General features: G+C 64.3%; 11 protein-coding genes. 3 read left to right on the forward strand and 8 right to left on the reverse strand.

What is annotated here, in order from left to right:
- Positions 1-32: 32 nt before the first annotated feature.
- Positions 33-1,547 carry an amino acid ABC transporter substrate-binding protein/permease gene (locus ACUIAH_RS03180; protein WP_445341370.1) on the forward strand — a complete coding sequence of 505 codons (1,515 nt, stop codon included), beginning with the start codon at positions 33-35 and terminating at the stop codon, positions 1,545-1,547.
- 86 nt (positions 1,548-1,633) lie between these two features.
- Complete coding sequence (locus ACUIAH_RS03185; protein ID WP_306222239.1) at positions 1,634-2,359, forward strand: amino acid ABC transporter ATP-binding protein; 726 nt, start codon at positions 1,634-1,636, stop codon at positions 2,357-2,359.
- Positions 2,360-2,370: 11 nt separating this feature from the next.
- Here the strand turns inward: ACUIAH_RS03185 and ACUIAH_RS03190 are convergent, their stop codons facing one another.
- From ACUIAH_RS03190 to hisS, 7 genes are all read right to left on the reverse strand, one after another.
- Positions 2,371-4,974 (reverse strand): DEAD/DEAH box helicase, encoded by a 2,604-nt coding sequence (locus tag ACUIAH_RS03190; protein WP_445341371.1) that lies wholly within the window; start codon positions 4,972-4,974, stop codon positions 2,371-2,373.
- Positions 4,975-5,048: 74 nt separating this feature from the next.
- Entirely contained in the window at positions 5,049-6,212 is a 1,164-nt protein-coding gene (locus ACUIAH_RS03195; protein WP_445341372.1) for an amino acid ABC transporter permease, read from the reverse strand.
- A gap of 6 nt (positions 6,213-6,218) precedes the next feature.
- The gene (locus ACUIAH_RS03200) at positions 6,219-6,896 is read right to left on the reverse strand and encodes an amino acid ABC transporter permease (RefSeq protein WP_024627819.1); all 678 of its coding nucleotides are present in this window, start codon (positions 6,894-6,896) and stop codon (positions 6,219-6,221) included.
- Between the two features lies 1 nt (position 6,897).
- The gene (locus ACUIAH_RS03205) at positions 6,898-7,728 is read right to left on the reverse strand and encodes a glutamate ABC transporter substrate-binding protein (RefSeq protein ID WP_254477180.1); all 831 of its coding nucleotides are present in this window, start codon (positions 7,726-7,728) and stop codon (positions 6,898-6,900) included.
- 43 nt (positions 7,729-7,771) lie between these two features.
- Entirely contained in the window at positions 7,772-8,587 is an 816-nt protein-coding gene (locus tag ACUIAH_RS03210) for an amino acid ABC transporter ATP-binding protein (protein WP_284143466.1), read from the reverse strand.
- A 184-nt stretch (positions 8,588-8,771) separates the two neighbouring features.
- Positions 8,772-10,574: an aspartate--tRNA ligase gene (gene aspS / locus ACUIAH_RS03215; RefSeq protein WP_101432220.1), complete on the reverse strand. Its 1,803-nt coding sequence runs from the start codon at positions 10,572-10,574 to the stop codon at positions 8,772-8,774.
- 39 nt (positions 10,575-10,613) lie between these two features.
- On the reverse strand, positions 10,614-11,999 hold the full coding sequence (gene hisS, locus ACUIAH_RS03220) for a histidine--tRNA ligase (RefSeq protein WP_229132928.1): 1,386 nt from the start codon (positions 11,997-11,999) through the stop codon (positions 10,614-10,616).
- Positions 12,000-12,083: 84 nt separating this feature from the next.
- Between hisS and ACUIAH_RS03225 the strand changes: the two genes are divergently transcribed.
- Positions 12,084-13,595 carry a DUF349 domain-containing protein gene (locus ACUIAH_RS03225; RefSeq protein WP_445341373.1) on the forward strand — a complete coding sequence of 504 codons (1,512 nt, stop codon included), beginning with the start codon at positions 12,084-12,086 and terminating at the stop codon, positions 13,593-13,595.
- Positions 13,596-13,800: 205 nt separating this feature from the next.
- Here the strand turns inward: ACUIAH_RS03225 and ACUIAH_RS03230 are convergent, their stop codons facing one another.
- Positions 13,801-16,161 carry a RelA/SpoT family protein gene (locus tag ACUIAH_RS03230; protein WP_445341374.1) on the reverse strand — a complete coding sequence of 787 codons (2,361 nt, stop codon included), beginning with the start codon at positions 16,159-16,161 and terminating at the stop codon, positions 13,801-13,803.
- Positions 16,162-16,176 lie beyond the last annotated feature (15 nt).

A 16,176-nucleotide genomic window follows, 5' to 3' on the forward strand; every position in this document is an offset into this window, starting at 1 on the left:
GGCACAGGTCGGAACAATAAGGAGAATTGCCAGTGATCGCCAAGCATGTTCGCCAGGGATGGACATCGGGTCCAGGCAGGTGGGCCGTCGGCCTGATGGCCTTGGTCCTAGGGCTCTCAGCCCTGATCGTCGCCCCCCTGGCCACGCCGGCGCAGGCGGCTCAGGACTCCCCCGCCGCGCAGGCGGTCCACGGACGCACCTTCCGCGTCGCCACCGACACCACTTTCGCCCCCTTTGAATTCCGCGACTCCTCCGGCAAGCTGGTCGGCATCGACATGGATCTGATCCGCAAGATCGCCGACATCGAGGGGTTCTCGGTGCAGATCCAGTCCCTGGGCTTCAACGCCGCCCTCCAGGCCTTGAACTCCCAGCAGGCCGATGTGGTCATAGCCGGCATGACCATCACCGACCAGCGCAAGCAGGTCTACGACTTCACCGACCCCTATTTCGACTCCGGCGTGCAGATGGCCATTGCCAAGGACAACGACCAGATCCACAGCTACAAGGATCTGCGAGGCAGCGTGGTGGCTGTCAAGACCGGCAGCGAGGGCGAGGCTTTCGCCAAGCAGCGTGCGGCCCAGTACGGGTTTAGCGTCAAGGCGGTGGACCAGTCCTCCACCATGTACGAGATGGTCAAGTCCGGCAACGCCCAGGCGGTCATCGACGACTACCCGGTCCTGGCCTACGGCATCGCCCAGGGCAACGGGCTGAAGACCGTGACCAAGAAGGAGCCTGGCGCCTCCTACGGAGCGGCCGTCCGCAAGGGCGAGAACAGGGAGTTCGTGGCCGCCTTCAACGAGGGACTGGCCAGGATGAAGGCCGACGGCAGCTATAAACAGCTGGTCGATTCCTATGTGGGCAGCGGCCAGTCCAGCAAGAGCGCCCCCGCCTCCAGGCCAGGATTCTTCGAGCTGGTCCGCCAGGCCTTCCCCTCCCTGATGCTGGGCCTGCGCAACACCCTGGCCATCACGGCCATATCCTTCGTCATCGCCCTGGCCATCGGCATCATCCTGGGACTGTGGCGGATCAGCCCCAACCGGATCCTGTCCTGGATCGCCCGGATCTATGTGGCGGTCTTCAGGGGCACACCCGTCCTGGTCTGGGCCTTCTTCTTCTACCTGGGCGTCCCCCAGCTGATCGGCCACCGCATCAGCATCTGGCTGGCCGGCGCGCTGACCCTGTCCCTGAACTCCGGAGCCTACCTGGTGGAGATCGTGCGCGGCGCCATCGACTCGGTTGACGTCGGGCAGATGGAGGGAGCCCGCAGCCTGGGCCTGACACGTCGCATGGCCCTGCGCCGGGTCATCCTGCCCCAGGCCGTCAGATTCGCCACGCCCTCCATCATCAACCAGCTGGTCATCATGCTCAAGGACTCCTCCCTGCTGCTGGCCATCGGCTTCGGCGAACTGCTCTACCAGGCCCAGCAGATCTACGCGGCCAACTTCCGCGTGACAGAGACCCTGTTCATGGTGGGCGTCATCTACTTCGTCGCCATCAGCGCCCTGACCTGGATGGCCAATATGCTCGATAGGAGGCTGCATCGATGAACTTCGAGGACCCGGACATGGACACCGGACGACTGACCCGTCGCATCCGTCAGAACCAAAGTCGCCTCAACCAGGGAACATCCCAGATGGCCGTATCCATCCGCGACCTGCACAAGCGCTACGGCGACACCGAGGTCCTCAAGGGGATCGACATGGAGGTCAAGCCGGGCGAGGTCATCTCCATCATCGGCCCCTCGGGCGCGGGCAAGTCCACCCTGCTGCGCTGCATCAACGCCCTGGAGATGCCCACTTCGGGCACCATCAGCGTCTATGGGATCGACATTTCCGATCCAAAGACCAACATCGACAAGCTGCGCGAACACGTGGGCATGGTCTTCCAGCACTTCAACCTCTTCCCCAACATGAGCGTGGCCGACAACATCACGCTGGCCCCCCATATGCTGCACAAGACCCCCAAGGAGGATGCCCGGCAGCAGGCCCTGGAACTGCTGGAGACCGTAGGGCTTCAGGAGAAGGCGGACGCAAGGCCCACGGACCTGTCGGGCGGGCAGCAGCAGCGTGTGGCCATCGCCCGCGCACTGGCCATGCACCCGGACATCATGCTCTTCGACGAGGCCACCTCGGCCCTGGATCCGGAGATGGTGGGCGACGTGCTTGAAGTCATCCGCTCCCTGGCCGAGGGCGGCATGACCATGATTCTGGTCACCCACGAGATGGCCTTCGCCCGGGAGGTCTCCTCCAGGGTGATCTTCACCGATGCCGGGATCATCGAGGAGGAGGGCACGCCCGAGCAGATCTTCGGCCACCCGCAGAGCCCTCGGCTGCAGTCCTTCCTCTCCAAGGTCCTGTAAAGGACCCCGGCCTAAAGCTCCATCAACTCCTCGATGGGACCCACCCGGTACTCCTTGAAGACCACCTGACCGCTCTCCTGGCTGGCATCCAGATCCACAATGCCGGCGATGCCCCAGTCGCGTTCGCCTTCCACATCGTCGAAGATCTGCTGGACCCGCCAGGTGCGGCCCCTTCGCTCATCACGGTCATCCAGGCTGAAGAAGTCCGAGGACCTGGCCTGGGCATCGGTCAGAATCTGCTCATGGTCCTCATAGAGGTCATCCAGTGCATCGCTCCAGGCCCGCAGGCCGTAGCCCCAGTCCGCATCCAGGTCGGCCAGGGCCTCCGGCCGGTCGGCAGCCACCAGCTCCACCCGCTGGAACATGGCGTTGCGCACCAGCAGGGTCAGCCCACGCCGGTCAGCCACCACCTGGTCCTCCACCTTGGGCGGGGCGGCATCTAGTCCGCTAGGAACTTCGCCGCTTTCGGCCCTGCCCGCGGCCTCCCACTCATCCACCAGGCTGGAGTCCACCGAGCGCACGATCAGTCCCAGCCAGGCCAGGATGTCCTCCAGCCGCTCATCCATGAACTCTTCGGGAACCGTCCTGCTGAGCGCCCGATAGGCATCCGACAGATAGCGCAGCAGGGTCCCCTCCGACCGGGATATTCCGTAGCGGGCGATGTAGCCGTTGAAGTCCGAGGCCGTCTCGATCATGTCCCGCAGCACGGACTTGGGATGGATCTCATAGTCGTTGGCCCAGGGAACGTCCCGACGGTAGCGGTCGAAGGCCTCGCCCAGCAGCTCCTCCAGGGGCTTGGGCCAGGTCACCTCCTGCAGGCGCTCCATCCGTTCCTCGTACTCCAGGCCATCCTCCTTCATCTGCTGGATGGCCGCGTCACGGGCCTGCCGCTGCTGGGCCTTGAGTATCTGCCGGGGATCCTCCAGGGTGGCCTCGACCATGGAGAGCAGGTTCATGTCGTAATCAGGATCCTCAGGATCCAGCAGCTCCAGGGCGGCCAGCAGGAAGGGCGAAAGGGGCTGGTCCAGGGCGAAGTCCTCGGGCAGGTCCACGGTCGTGAAGTAGTCCAGGCCGCCGTCCGGGTTCTTTTCGGTCTCGATGACCCCGGTGTCGGTCAGAGTCTGGAAGATCTCGTCGGCCCGGTCCTGCAGATGCTCCTTCTGCTGCGGGGTCTGACGGGAGTCCTCGATCAGGTCCTCCACCCGCCTCCTGGCATCCCCGCCCTGGTCGACCTCGTTGAGGACCATGGCGTGGGAGATCTTCAGGTGTGGCGTCAGGGTCTCGGGACGGGCTTCGATCAGCTTGTCGAAGGTCCCCTTGCCCCAGGTGACGAACCCCTCCTGGGGCTTCTTGCGTTTGATCCGCTTGAGCTTCTTGGGGTCGTTGCCCGCCTTGGCCACAGCCCTGGCGTTCTCTATCTCGTATTCGGGTGCCTCGGCCACGACCAGTCCGCTGGTGTCGAAGCCCATGCGCCCGGCCCTGCCTGCGATCTGGTGGAATTCCCTGGCTCGCAGACGGCGCATTTTGTAGCCGTCGAACTTGGTCAGCCCGGTCAGCAGGACGGTGTGGATGGGCACGTTGATGCCGACCCCCAGAGTGTCCGTGCCGCAGATGACCGGCAGAAGGCCATCCTGGGCCAGCTGCTCCACCAGGCGCCGGTACCGGGGCAGCATGCCGGCATGGTGGACCCCGACCCCGGTGCGCAGCAGCCGCTGCAGAATCCTGCCGAAGGCCGTGGTGAAGCGGGTGCCGGCCATGGCCTCCTTGATCCGGTCGCGCTGCCCCCGGTCCGAGACCCCCGTGCTGGACAGGGCCTGGGCCGTCTCCAGGGCGGCATCCTGGGAGAAATGAACGATATAGACCGGCGAATCCCCATCGGCCAGCAAGGACTCTACGGTGCTAGGCAGAGGGGTGTCCACATAACGGTAGTCCAGAGGCACCGGCCGAGGGGCATCGGCGACGATGTCCACACCCACCCCGGTTTTGCGCTCCAGATCCTGGGCAATCTGATCCACGTCGCCCAGGGTGGCCGACATGAGCAGGAACTGCACATCGGGCAGGGTCAGCAGGGGCACCTGCCAGGCCCAGCCTCGGTCCGGGTCCCCGTAATAGTGGAACTCATCCATGGCCACGCAGCCGATGTCGGCATGCCTGCCCTCCCTCAAGGCCTGGTTGGCCAGAATCTCGGCCGTGCAGCAGATGACCGGAGCATCCGTGTTGATGTGGGTGTCGCCGGTGATCATGCCCACCCGGTCGCGGCCCAGGACCGAGACCAGGTCGAAGAACTTCTCAGAGACCAGAGCCTTGATGGGGGCCGTGTAATAGGAGCGCCGCCCGGTGCACAAGGCGATGAAGTGCATGGCCAGGGCCACCATGGACTTGCCCGAGCCGGTCGGGGTCGACAGGATCACATGGTCGCCTGAAACCAGGGAGAGCACGGCCTCCTCCTGGTGCGGCCAGGGGGTGATGCCCCGGGAAGCCACCCAGGAGAAGAAGCGGTCATAGATCTGATCCTCGGTCAGGTTGCGGGGGCCTCCCGCCTCGGGGATCAGGTCGCCCAGGGAGGCGGGCTGGTCGGTTGAGGCGGTTGAGGAATCAGCATGTTCTTGGACCATGTCCACCAGTCTATCCGGCCAGGCACACAAGTCCGGCCGGAGACTGGCTTGGAATCATGGGGGCTGAGGACCGGTCAGCCCTGGTCTTTGCCCTCCTGCTTCTTGCCCTCGGCTTGTTCATCGCCGTCGGAGCGGCCGCCGCGTCCAGGCTTGAGGAAGTCCGGAATCTCCAGGCTCGCCTTGTGCGGATCGACCAGCGTGTCGGGCTGGGTCCTGTCATAGCCCTGGATGTAGCGGGTCTTCCTCCAGTGCTTGATGGAGGCGTTGGATCCACGGTGGTGTGCGTGGTACTGCAGCGGCGCGCCGCCGTACCGGTCCTCGTCCACCTCCTTGGCCACGGCTATCTGGTTGACATTGGAGGGATCCATGATGGCCACGGGCGCGGCAGGCTCCACGAAGTCGGCGGGGGCGGCAGTGCGCTCCTGCATCTTCTTGGGCAGCCAGCGGGCGAAGTGGGACAGCAGGAAGCAGACGAAGAAGTAGACCACCGAGGCCACCACCAGGGTCTGCAGGATGTTGAAGTACATGGAGCCCAGACGACGCGACTCCTGCAGCAGATCCGTGTACATGATGATGGAGCCCAGAGCCGTGTCCTTGAGGACCACGACCAGCTGGGTCACGGCCGCCGGCAGCATGGCGTAGACGGCCTGGGGAACCTCGATCTGCATCAGCGACTGGGTCCTGGTCAGCCCCAAGGCCAGGGAGGCCTCGCGCTGGCCGTTGGGCAGGTTGCCCACGCCCGAACGGATCAGCTCAGCCACCACGGAGCCGTTGTAGAGGATCAGACCCAGCACGACGGCCCAGTAGGAGGCCTGGCTGACTCCGGCAAAGGCGAACCAGCGCCAGAAGAAGATCATCATCATCAGCACCGGGACGGCCCGGCAGAACTCCACAATAACGCCCGAAACCGCCCTTGCCAGCCCGTTGGGCAGCAGACGGCCGATGCCGAAGACGAACCCAAAGATGACCGAGCCTATCACGGCAACAACCGAGGCCTTGATGGTCAGCCAGAGCCCGGGCAGGTAGAAGTCGGACCAGGCTTCGTAGTCCAGGGCCGGGCGCCAGAGCTCCCAACTCAGCTGGTTCTCGCCGTCCGGTGGGTTGTGCAGCCTCATCAGCACCAGGATGACCACGATGGCGAAGATGACGGCGGCTATCCAGTTGACGATTCGTATGGTGCGCCGGCCCTTGGGACCGGGCTGATCGAAGAGCAGCGAGCTCTCATTGTCCTGTGCCATGGCCGCTCACCTCCTTACTGCCAGCTTGTTGGACAGGTACGTGGTCAGCGCCCCGATAGGCAGAACCAGGATCACGTATCCCAGGGCGAAGATCAGGAAGATGGCCACAATGGCGTTGGCGTGGAACTCGATCATCTCGCTCATCAGGGAGGAGCTCTCGGAGGCCACGGAAGCGGCTGCAGCCACGGTGGAGTTCTTCAGCAGGGCGATGAAGGTGTTGCCCAGGGGCGCCACCGACCCGCGGAAGGCCTGGGGCAGAATGATCTGCGAGGCCGACTGGAAGAAGCTCAGCCCCAGGGCACGGGCCGCCTCGGCCTGGCCCAGGGGCACCGTGTTGATGCCCGAGCGCAGGGACTCACAGACGAAGGCCGCCGTATACAGGGACAGGCCCGTCACCGCCAGCCAGAAGAAGTTGACGGAGAATTCCGGCGAGAAGCTGATCTTCAGCTGGGCGAAGGCACCCAGGACCATGAAGACCATGATGATGGTCAAAGGCATGTTCTGGAAGAACTCCACATACCCTCGGCCGACGGCGCGCAGGGAGGAGATGGGCGAGATGCGCATGATCACCAGGATGATGCCCAGAATCAGCGAGAAGAGGGCCGACCAGAGGGTCAGCTGGATGTTGACCCAGAAGGCCGCCGGGATGTCGTAGTCGGAAAACAGTTCGATGATGGTTGACATCTCACTCTCCTTCCGTTGGCTTGGGCGGATTGAACCGCGGGTCGGGTTTGTAGTGGGTGCCCCGGGTGTTGTTCTCCAACGCCCGCTGCCAGGAGCCGTTGGCCTCCATGTCGGCCAGGGCCGCATTAATCTTGTGGGCCAGCTTGGTATTGCCCTTCTTGATGCCCACGCCGTAGTACTCCTGGGTGAAGGGTTTGCCCACCAGCCGCAGTCTTCCCCGGGATGCGGAGGCCAGCCCGGCCAGGATGATGTCGTCGGTGGTGACCGCATCGACGATGCCGGAGAAGAGGGCGGTGGCGCATTCTGCGTAGCCGGGCTGCTCCATCAGCTGGACCTCCTTGGCAAACTTTTTCTTGACAGTGACGGCCGAGGTGGATCCGGTTACCGAGCACAGACGCTTGCCGTTGAGGTCCTCGGGGCCGCGGATCTGATGGTCCTCCTTGCGCACCAGCAGGTCCTGGCCGGCCACGATGTAGGGTCCGGCGAAGGAGACGGCCCTCTTGCGCTCATCTGTTATGGAGTATGAGGCCAGGATCATGTCCACGTCGCCGTTCTGGAGCATGGCCTCCCGCTGCTTGGAGGGGGCCTCCTTCCAGACGATGTCGTCGGCGCTGTAGCCCAGCTTGTCGGCGATGTAGGTGGCCACGTCCACGTCGAAGCCCACATAGGTCCCGGCCTTCTTGAAGCCCAGACCGGGCTGGTCGAACTTGATGCCCACCCGGATCTTGCCTGCCTCCTTGTCGGAGCCGCAGGCCGCCAGGGAGACCAGGCAACCCAGAGCGCACAGGATCGCGGTCAGATTCCTGGCCAGCCGTTTCAGCGGCCGGCCCATGCCATGCATGCTTGCATTCATGCGGATATGCTTCCCTCCTGCTTCAGTGGGTCAGAATCTTGGACAGGAAGTCGGCGGCCCGCTGGGTCTTGGGGTGGTCGAAGAAGTCGTCGGGGTCATCCTTTTCCAGGATCCGCCCATCGGCCATGAAGACGATATGGTCGGCCGCCTGACGGGCAAAGCCCATCTCATGGGTCACGCAGATCATGGTCATGCCCTCCTGGGCCAGCTGGATCATGACATCCAGCACCTCATTGACCATCTCCGGGTCCAGGGCTGATGTGGGCTCGTCAAAGAGCATGATCTTGGGCTGCATGGCCAGGGCGCGGGCGATGGCCACACGCTGCTGCTGCCCGCCGGAGAGCTGGGAGGGCATCTTGGAGGCTTGGGATTCCACGCCCACCCGGGCCAAGAGGTCCATGGCCAGGTCCTCGGCATCCTTCTTGGGCATGTGGCGCACCTTGATGGGCGCCAGGGTCATGTTCTCCAGGATGGTCTTGTTGGCGAACAGGTTGAAGGACTGGAAGACCATGCCCACCTCGGCCCTGAGCCGAGCCAGGTCGCGCCCCTCCTGGGGCAGGGGCTCCCCCTCGATCCTGATGACGCCGGAGTCGATGGACTCCAGGCGGTTGATGGTCCGGCACATGGTGGACTTGCCGGAGCCTGAGGGCCCGACCACCACCAGCACCTCGCCGGTGTCGACCTGCAGGTTGATGTCCTTGAGGACGTGCAGGCTGCCAAAATGCTTCTCGACGTGGGCCAGCTCGACCAGCGGCCCGGACTTGTCCTTGACGGGGCGATCCGAGGCCGGTTTCTCCGGCAGAATCCGCTCCGACGGATGTTTGGTTGTTTCGCTCATATTGGGCAGTTTACTCATCCTTTGTTGCAGAACGGCCATAGAAACGGTTCTCCCGTCAAGCCGAGGCAAGGGCAAAGCCCGGCCCGATCGGTCCGCAGCGCATAACAAGGCATACACATAAGGGCCGGAACCCCGCAGGATTCCAGCCCTTTGAAGACTCTCGCCGATCAGCGGCGGGATGCGCTCAGTCGGCATCCTCCTCATCCGGCTCCCAGTCCACGCCGGTCTCGGCGCGTTGCTGGTCGGAGATGGGGGCCGGAGCCCCGGTCATGGGATCCTGGCCGCCGCCGGACTTGGGGAAGGCGATGACGTCGCGGATGGAATCCGCCCCCGTCAGGATCTGTGCGGTCCTGTCCCAGCCGAAGGCGATGCCCGCGTGGGGCGGAGCGCCGTACTTGAAGGCATCCAGCAGGAAGCCGAACTTCTCCTGGGCCTCCTCGGGGCCGATGCCCAGCACCTTGAAGATCCGGTCCTGGATGTCGTCACGGTGGATACGCACCGAGCCGCCGCCCATCTCCTCGCCGTTGCAGACGATGTCGTAGGAGTCGCTCATGGCGTGCTCGGGATCCTCGTCGAAACGGTCGATCCAGTCGGCCGAGGGCATGGTGAAGGGGTGGTGCATGGAGGTCCACTTGGAATGGCCCACGGCCACATCGTCGTCATCGGGGTCGTCGGTGGGCTTGAAGAGCGGGAAGTCCACCACCCAGGTCAGGGCGAACTCGTCGGGCTTGAGCAGCCCTTGGCGGCGGGCGATCTCCACACGGGCCGCACCCAGCAGGGTCTGCGAGGCCTCGCGGGGTCCGGCTGCAAAGAAGACGGCATCCCCGTCCGAGGCGCCCACAGCCTCCTTGAGGCCCTGGCGCTCGGCATCAGACAGGTTCTTGGCCACGGGACCCTTGAGAGTGCCATCGCCGGTGAACTGGACATAGGCCAGACCCTTGGCACCCCGCTGGCGGGCCCACTCCTGCCAGGCATCGAACTGCCTGCGGGGCAGGTTGGCCGCGCCCTGGTAGACCACGGCACCCACATAGGGGGCCTGGAAGACCCGGAAGGGCGTGTCCTTGAAGTACTCGGTCAGCTCGACGATGGGGTTGCCGAAGCGCAGGTCAGGCTTGTCGGAGCCGTACTTGTCCATGGCTTCCTGCCAGCTGATCCTGGGAATGGGCAGGGTGACCTCGAATCCTGCAGCCTTCCAGACCTCGGCGATGACCTGCTCGGCCATGGCCATGACGTCCTCCTGGGAGGCGAAGCTCATCTCGATGTCCAGCTGGGTGAACTCGGGCTGCCTGTCGGCACGGAAGTCCTCGTCGCGGTAGCAGCGGGCGATCTGGTAGTAACGCTCGAAGCCGCCCACCATCAGCAGCTGCTTGAGCAGCTGTGGGGACTGCGGCAGGGCGTACCAGGATCCGGGCACCAGACGGGCCGGCACCAGGAAGTCGCGGGCACCCTCGGGGGTGGATTTGATCAGGGTCGGCGTCTCGATCTCGCAGAAGTCCATCTTGTCCAAGGCGGCACGGGCGGCACGGTTCATGGCGGCCCTCAGACGGATGTTGCGCTGCATGGAGGGGCGGCGCAGGTCCAGATAACGGTAGCGCAGCCGCACATCCTCGCCGGGCAGCTTGTTCTCGGCCTCGTTCTCCAGGGCTGTGGACACCTGGAAGGGCAGGGCGGCCGACTTGGCCAGAACCTCGATCTTGTCGGCCACGATCTCGATGTGCCCGGTGGACAGATGCTCGTTGTCGTTGCCCTCGGGGCGTTCGCGGACCTTGCCGGTGACCTGGATCACGTACTCGCTGCGCAGGGGCCGGGCCTCTTCCTCATCGTAGATGACGATCTGCACCAGACCGGAACGGTCACGCAGGTCGATGAAGGCCACGCCTCCGTGATCCCGGCGGCGATCCACCCACCCGGCCACCGTCACCTGGCGACCGACCATATCCTGCGTGACATCCGTGGCGTAGCTCGTTCTGTAAGCCGACTGGCCCATGCTTTCCTGTACCTCCATAATGCTCGGCCTGCCCCTGCGTCAGGCCTGGTATTCCACACTCTGCCGGGCATACAGGCTATCCGGCGTCCACGACACCAGGTCAGCCGGAATCTGTTCGCCGGTGATGATGTTCTTGACCTGGTCGCCCTCCTGCTGGCCCTCCTTGGCGGGGAACCAGACATAGGGGATGCCCAGGTGGTCGGCATAGCGGATCTGCTTGCCGATCTTGGCCGCGGTGGGAGCCACGTCGGCGGCGATCCCCCTGTCACGCAGGTCCTGGGCGATGTGGTTGCTGGCGGTACGGTCCTCCTCGTCCCAGACAGCGACCATGACCGCAGCCGGGGAGACCCTTGAGGCCTGGACCCCCTGGGCCAGCAGGTAGGAGAGCAGGCGTGAAAGCCCGATGGACAGCCCCACACCCGGGTAGGTGCGGTTGCCCTGGCTGGCCAGGTTGTCATAGCGGCCTCCAGAGCAGATGGACCCCAGGGACTGCGCCCCCTCCAGGAAGGTCTCGTAGACCGAGCCGGTGTAGTAGTCCAGCCCGCGGGCGATCTTCAGGTCGGCGATGACCGAGCCCGGCCGGATGCGCGCGGCCTCGTCGATGATCATGGCCAGCGTCTCCAGCCCCTCGATGGCCAGGGCATATGAAGAAGACTCCTTATCGATGCCAACCTTGTCGACCAGGGCGTCGAAGCGCTGGCGCAGCTGCTGGCCATCGTCGGCGGTCAGCTCAGCCAGATCCAGGCAGGCCCTGGCCTGGTCCTCATTGGCGCCGCACTCGCTGACCAGCAGGTTGGCCACCTCATCGGGACCGATCTTGTCCAGCTTGTCGATCTCGCGCAGAACGCCCTCGACATCCTCCAGGCCCAGACCCCGGTAGAACCCCTCGGAAAGCTTGCGGTTGTTGGCGTGCACGGTGGGCTTGGGCAGGCCGAAGGCCCGCAGCTCCTCCAGGGCGCTCAGCATGACCAGGGGGACTTCGACCTCGTAGTGGTCGGGCAGTTCCCCGTTGCCGATCACATCTATATCGGCCTGGACGAACTCCCTGAACCGTCCCTCCTGGGGGCGCTCCCCACGCCAGACCTTCTGGATCTGCCAGCGCTTGAAGGGGAAGGTCAAATCGTTGCTGTGCTCCACCACGTAGCGGCTCAGCGGCACGGTCAGGTCAAAATGCAGGCCCAGCCGGCGCTCCACCGGCACATCCTTTTCCTGCCCCAGGTCCTGAAGACGGGAAAGCAGGTAGATCTCCTTGCTGGTCTCCCCCTTCTTGAGCAGGCTGGATCCCTCTTCCACGGCCCTGGTCTCAATGCCGATGTAGCCGTTCAATTCGAAGACCTTGCGGAGCGTGTCGGTGATGCGCTGCTCCACCACTCGTTGTGAAGGAAGCCATTCAGGGAAACCGGATAGAGATGTGCCTTTTGCCATAAGAACCTATACTATAGGAGGTCAAGGAAAATGGTATTGCCATATTTTGCGATCTCTCCAACACACAAGCCTAAGGAGCTGGCCATGGCCGACAACACCGCCATTACACCCGAGAACACCTCGACACCGCAGAAGGACCACACCGTGGATGCGGCGGGCCAGGTCGCCGCTGCGCCGGCACCCGAAGCCGGACAGGGACAGGCAGCGGCCGAGCAAACTGCTCCCGCAGAGGATGCTCCGACCCAGAGCGCACCGGTACCGGCTGTGCCCAAGCCCAAGGCAGTCCCCTCCCCTGCGGCTCTGGCCCACAAGGCCCCTCGCGTCAAGGCCGCTCCAGCCGCTCCCTCATACAGCCAGGAAGAGATCGACAAGGCCGAAGCCTTCGGCCGGGTGGACGAGCAGGGCAACGTCTTCGTCCGCGAGGGCGATCAGGAGCGCCAGGTAGGTCAGTTCCCCGACGCAGACACAAAGGAGGCCCTGAACCTCTATGCCCGCCGATACCTGGACCTCAAGGAGAAGCTGAACCTCTTTGCCTCCAGGCTGCGCAGCCCCAAGATCAAGGCCCACGAGATCGACGAGTCCCTCACCTCGCTCAAAGAGGAGACCAAGCAGCCCGAGGCCGTCGGCGACCTCGCCGCCCTCCGCACACAGCTGGATCAGCTGGCTGAACAGGGGCAGGCGCGCAAGGCCGAGCTGGCGCAGGCCCGCAAGGATGCCATGGCCAAGGCCATCAAGGAGCGGACTGCCATCGTGGAGAAGGCCGAAGATCTGGCCGCATCCCTGGGCGACTCCACCAACTGGCGGTCCACAGCGGACAAGTTCCGTTCCCTCTTCGAGCAGTGGCAGCATCACCAGCGCACGACCATCCGCATCGACAAGGCCGACGCGGACGCGCTCTGGAAGCGCTTCTCATCTGCCCGCACCACCTTCAACCAGGCCCGCCGCAAGTGGGCCCAGCAGCGTGATGCCCAGCGGTCCGAGACCAAGCGGATCAAGGAGGAGATCATCGCCGAGGCCGACCAGATCAAGGACTCCACCGACTGGGGACCCACCTCCCACCAGTTCAACGAGCTCATGGACCGTTGGAAGCAGGCCGGACGGGCAGGACGCCAGGATGACGACGCCCTCTGGGCTCGGTTCCGCCAGGCTGCGGATGTCTTCTTCAACGCCCGCCAGGCAGACCGGGACAAGACCTCGGTCAACGAGCGCGAAAATCTGACCAAGAAGGAGGCCCTGGTGGCCAAGGCCGAGGCCCTGCTGCCCGTTAAGGACACCAAGGCCGCCAAGCAGGCCCGGCAGGAGCTGGCCAAGATCCAGGAGGAATGGGACGCCATCGGCTTCGTCCCCCGCGACGACGTGCGCCGGATCGAGGGCAGGATGGATGCCGTGGACCGGCAGATCAAGGCCGTCGAAGATGCGGCCTGGAACCAGTCCGACCCCGAGGCCGATGCCCGAGTCTCCAGCTTCGAGCAGCAGCTGGCCGCCCAGCTTGAGGACCTGGACCGTCGGATCGCCGCCGAGCAGGATCCAGCCAAGAAGCAGGAACTGGAGGCCGAGAAGGCCACCAAGGAACAGTGGATGAACGCCGTGCGCTGATCGCACTCGTTTCCGTCAGGGCCCCCGGCCTGGTCATTGACCACCGGGGGTCCTTCTGTAACCACCGTTCACAGCCGTCTTTCAGACTGTCGCCCAGTGAATTTTCAAGGCTGGAAGCAAATGATCACTTCGACAGCACAACAGGAAGAATGCCGTCGAAAGAGTGCAGAGGATAACCGGACATATTGGTGGCTGAGAGGGAAGGTCAGATGGCCCGCATATGGGGACTGGCCGAGCCCTTGGCTCCGGTCAGCCGATAGGCATCGAAGACCCCGTCGATCTTCCTGACGGCCGCCAGGAGCGTGTTCAGATGCTGGGGATCGCCCATCTCGAAGACGAACTGGCTGACCGCCACCCGGTCACGGCCAGTGGACTGGCTGCCCGACAGGATGTTGACGCCGTGGTCGGACAGCACCTGGGTGATGTCCGAGAGCAGGTGGGGCCGGTCCAGGGCCTCCACCTGGATCTGGACCATGAAGGTGCCCTGTTTGCCCGTCCAAGAGACCTCGATGATCCGTTCGGGCTGCTTCTTGCGCAGGTCCAGAAGGTTCTGGCAGTCGGACCGATGGACCGAGACGCCCTGGTTGCGGGTGATGAACCCGGTGATGGGATCTCCCGGCACTGGGGTGCAGCAACGGGCCAGCTTGACCCAGACATCGTCCACGCCCTTGACCGAGATCCCCTGGGAGGTCTCCGGCCGGCTGGACTTGGCGACCCGCTGCAGAGGAATGGCCTCCTGCTCCACCTCGTCCTCAAGGGCCGACCGTCCAGCGTCATGAACCAGCCGGGAGATCACGTTCTGAGTGGAGACCTGTCCGTCGCCAATGGCAGCGTAGACCGCCTTCTCATTGGGATAGTTGAGCTCGTCGGCGGCCCCCACCATGGCTTCGGGGGTCAATAGGGTGGCCACGGGCAGGTTCCGCTTGCGCATGGCGCGGATCAGCTCGTCCTTGCCCTCCTCGATGGTCTCCGAACGACGCTCCTTGCTGAACCACTGACGGATCTTGCTGCGGGCGCGGGGGCTCTTGGCGAAGCTGAGCCAGTCGCGCGAGGGTCCGTCGGTGTCCGACTTGCTGGTCAGGATCTCGACCGTATCCCCGTTGCGAAGCTTGGTATCCAGCGGGACCAGACGGCCATTCACCCTGGCGCCCATGGTTCTGTGTCCCACCTCGGTGTGGACGGCATAGGCGAAGTCCACGGGCGTGGAATCGGCCGGCAGGGAGATGATCTTGCCCTTGGGGGTGAACACATAGACCTCGGCCGAGCCCAGATCGTCTTTCAGGGAGCCCAAAAATTCGTTGGAGTCCGGAGTCTCGCTGGTCCAGTCGGCCAGCTGCTGGATCCAGGTCAGGTTGTCCTCCTGGGTCAGCTCCCCCTCCTGGCGTTCGCGCTTGACATCGGACTTGTCCGGCTGGGAGAGCTCACGGCCTGCAGAACCGTTCTCCTTGTACTTCCAGTGGGCGGCGATGCCGAACTCGGCCCTGCGGTGCATCTGCCAGGTTCGGATCTGGATCTCGACCGGCTTGCCGCCCGGGCCCACCACCGTGGTGTGCAGGGACTGGTAGCGGTTGGTCTTGGGCATGGCGATGTAGTCCTTGAACCGCCCAGGCACCGGGCTCCAGCGTGCATGGACGGCGCCCAGGGCCGCATAGCAGTCGCGGATGGTGTCCACGATGATGCGCACCCCTACCAGGTCGTAGATGTTGGCGAAATCGTGCCCTCGCACGATCATCTTCTGGTAGATGCTGAAGTAGTCCTTAGGCCGGCCGGTCACCTGAGCCTTGATGCCCTGGGCATCCAGATCCTCGTGGATCTCGTCCAGGATCTGCTTCAGGTAGACCTCCCGCTGGCCCGCCCTGCGGGAGACCAGAACTACGATTTCGTTGTAGATCTTGGGATAGAGGGTCTTGAAGCTGAGCTCCTCCAGCTCGGTCTTGATGGCGTTCATGCCCAGCCGGTTGGCAAGAGGCGCGTAGACATCAAGGGTCTCGCGGGCCTTGCGCTGGGCTGACGAAGCCTTGACGTAGCGCCAGGTGCGGGCGTTGTGGACCCGGTCGGCCAGCTTGACCACCAGGACGCGCACATCCCGGCTCATGGCCACGATCATCTTGCGGATGGTCTCGGCCTGGGCCGAATCGCCGTAGTCCATCTTGGATATCTTGGTGACCCCATCCACCAGACCGGCCACGGTGTCGCCGAACTCGTTCCTGCACTGTTCCAGGGTGTAGTCGGTGTCCTCCACGGTGTCGTGCAGCAGGCCGGCCGAAACCACCGTGGGACCCATGCCCAGGTCGGCCAGGATCTGGGCCACAGCCAGCGGATGAATGATGTAGGGCTCGCCGGACTTGCGCCTTTGGTTGGCATGCTGGACTACAGCCCGGTCATAGGCGCGCTGGAGCATGGACAGGTCCTCGCCAGGATGGTGGGCGGCGCAGATCTCCCGGATGGGCATCAGGGGGTTGAGCGCATCGTCGCTGATCTCGCAGCCCAAGGCTCTGGAGGACAGGCCGGAAGGGGCCTGCTCGCCGACATCATTGCTGCAGACGCTGCCCTCCGGAGTGACCATTCAAGCCTCCAATAT

It is taken from the genome of Bifidobacterium sp. ESL0820 (assembly GCF_052606235.1).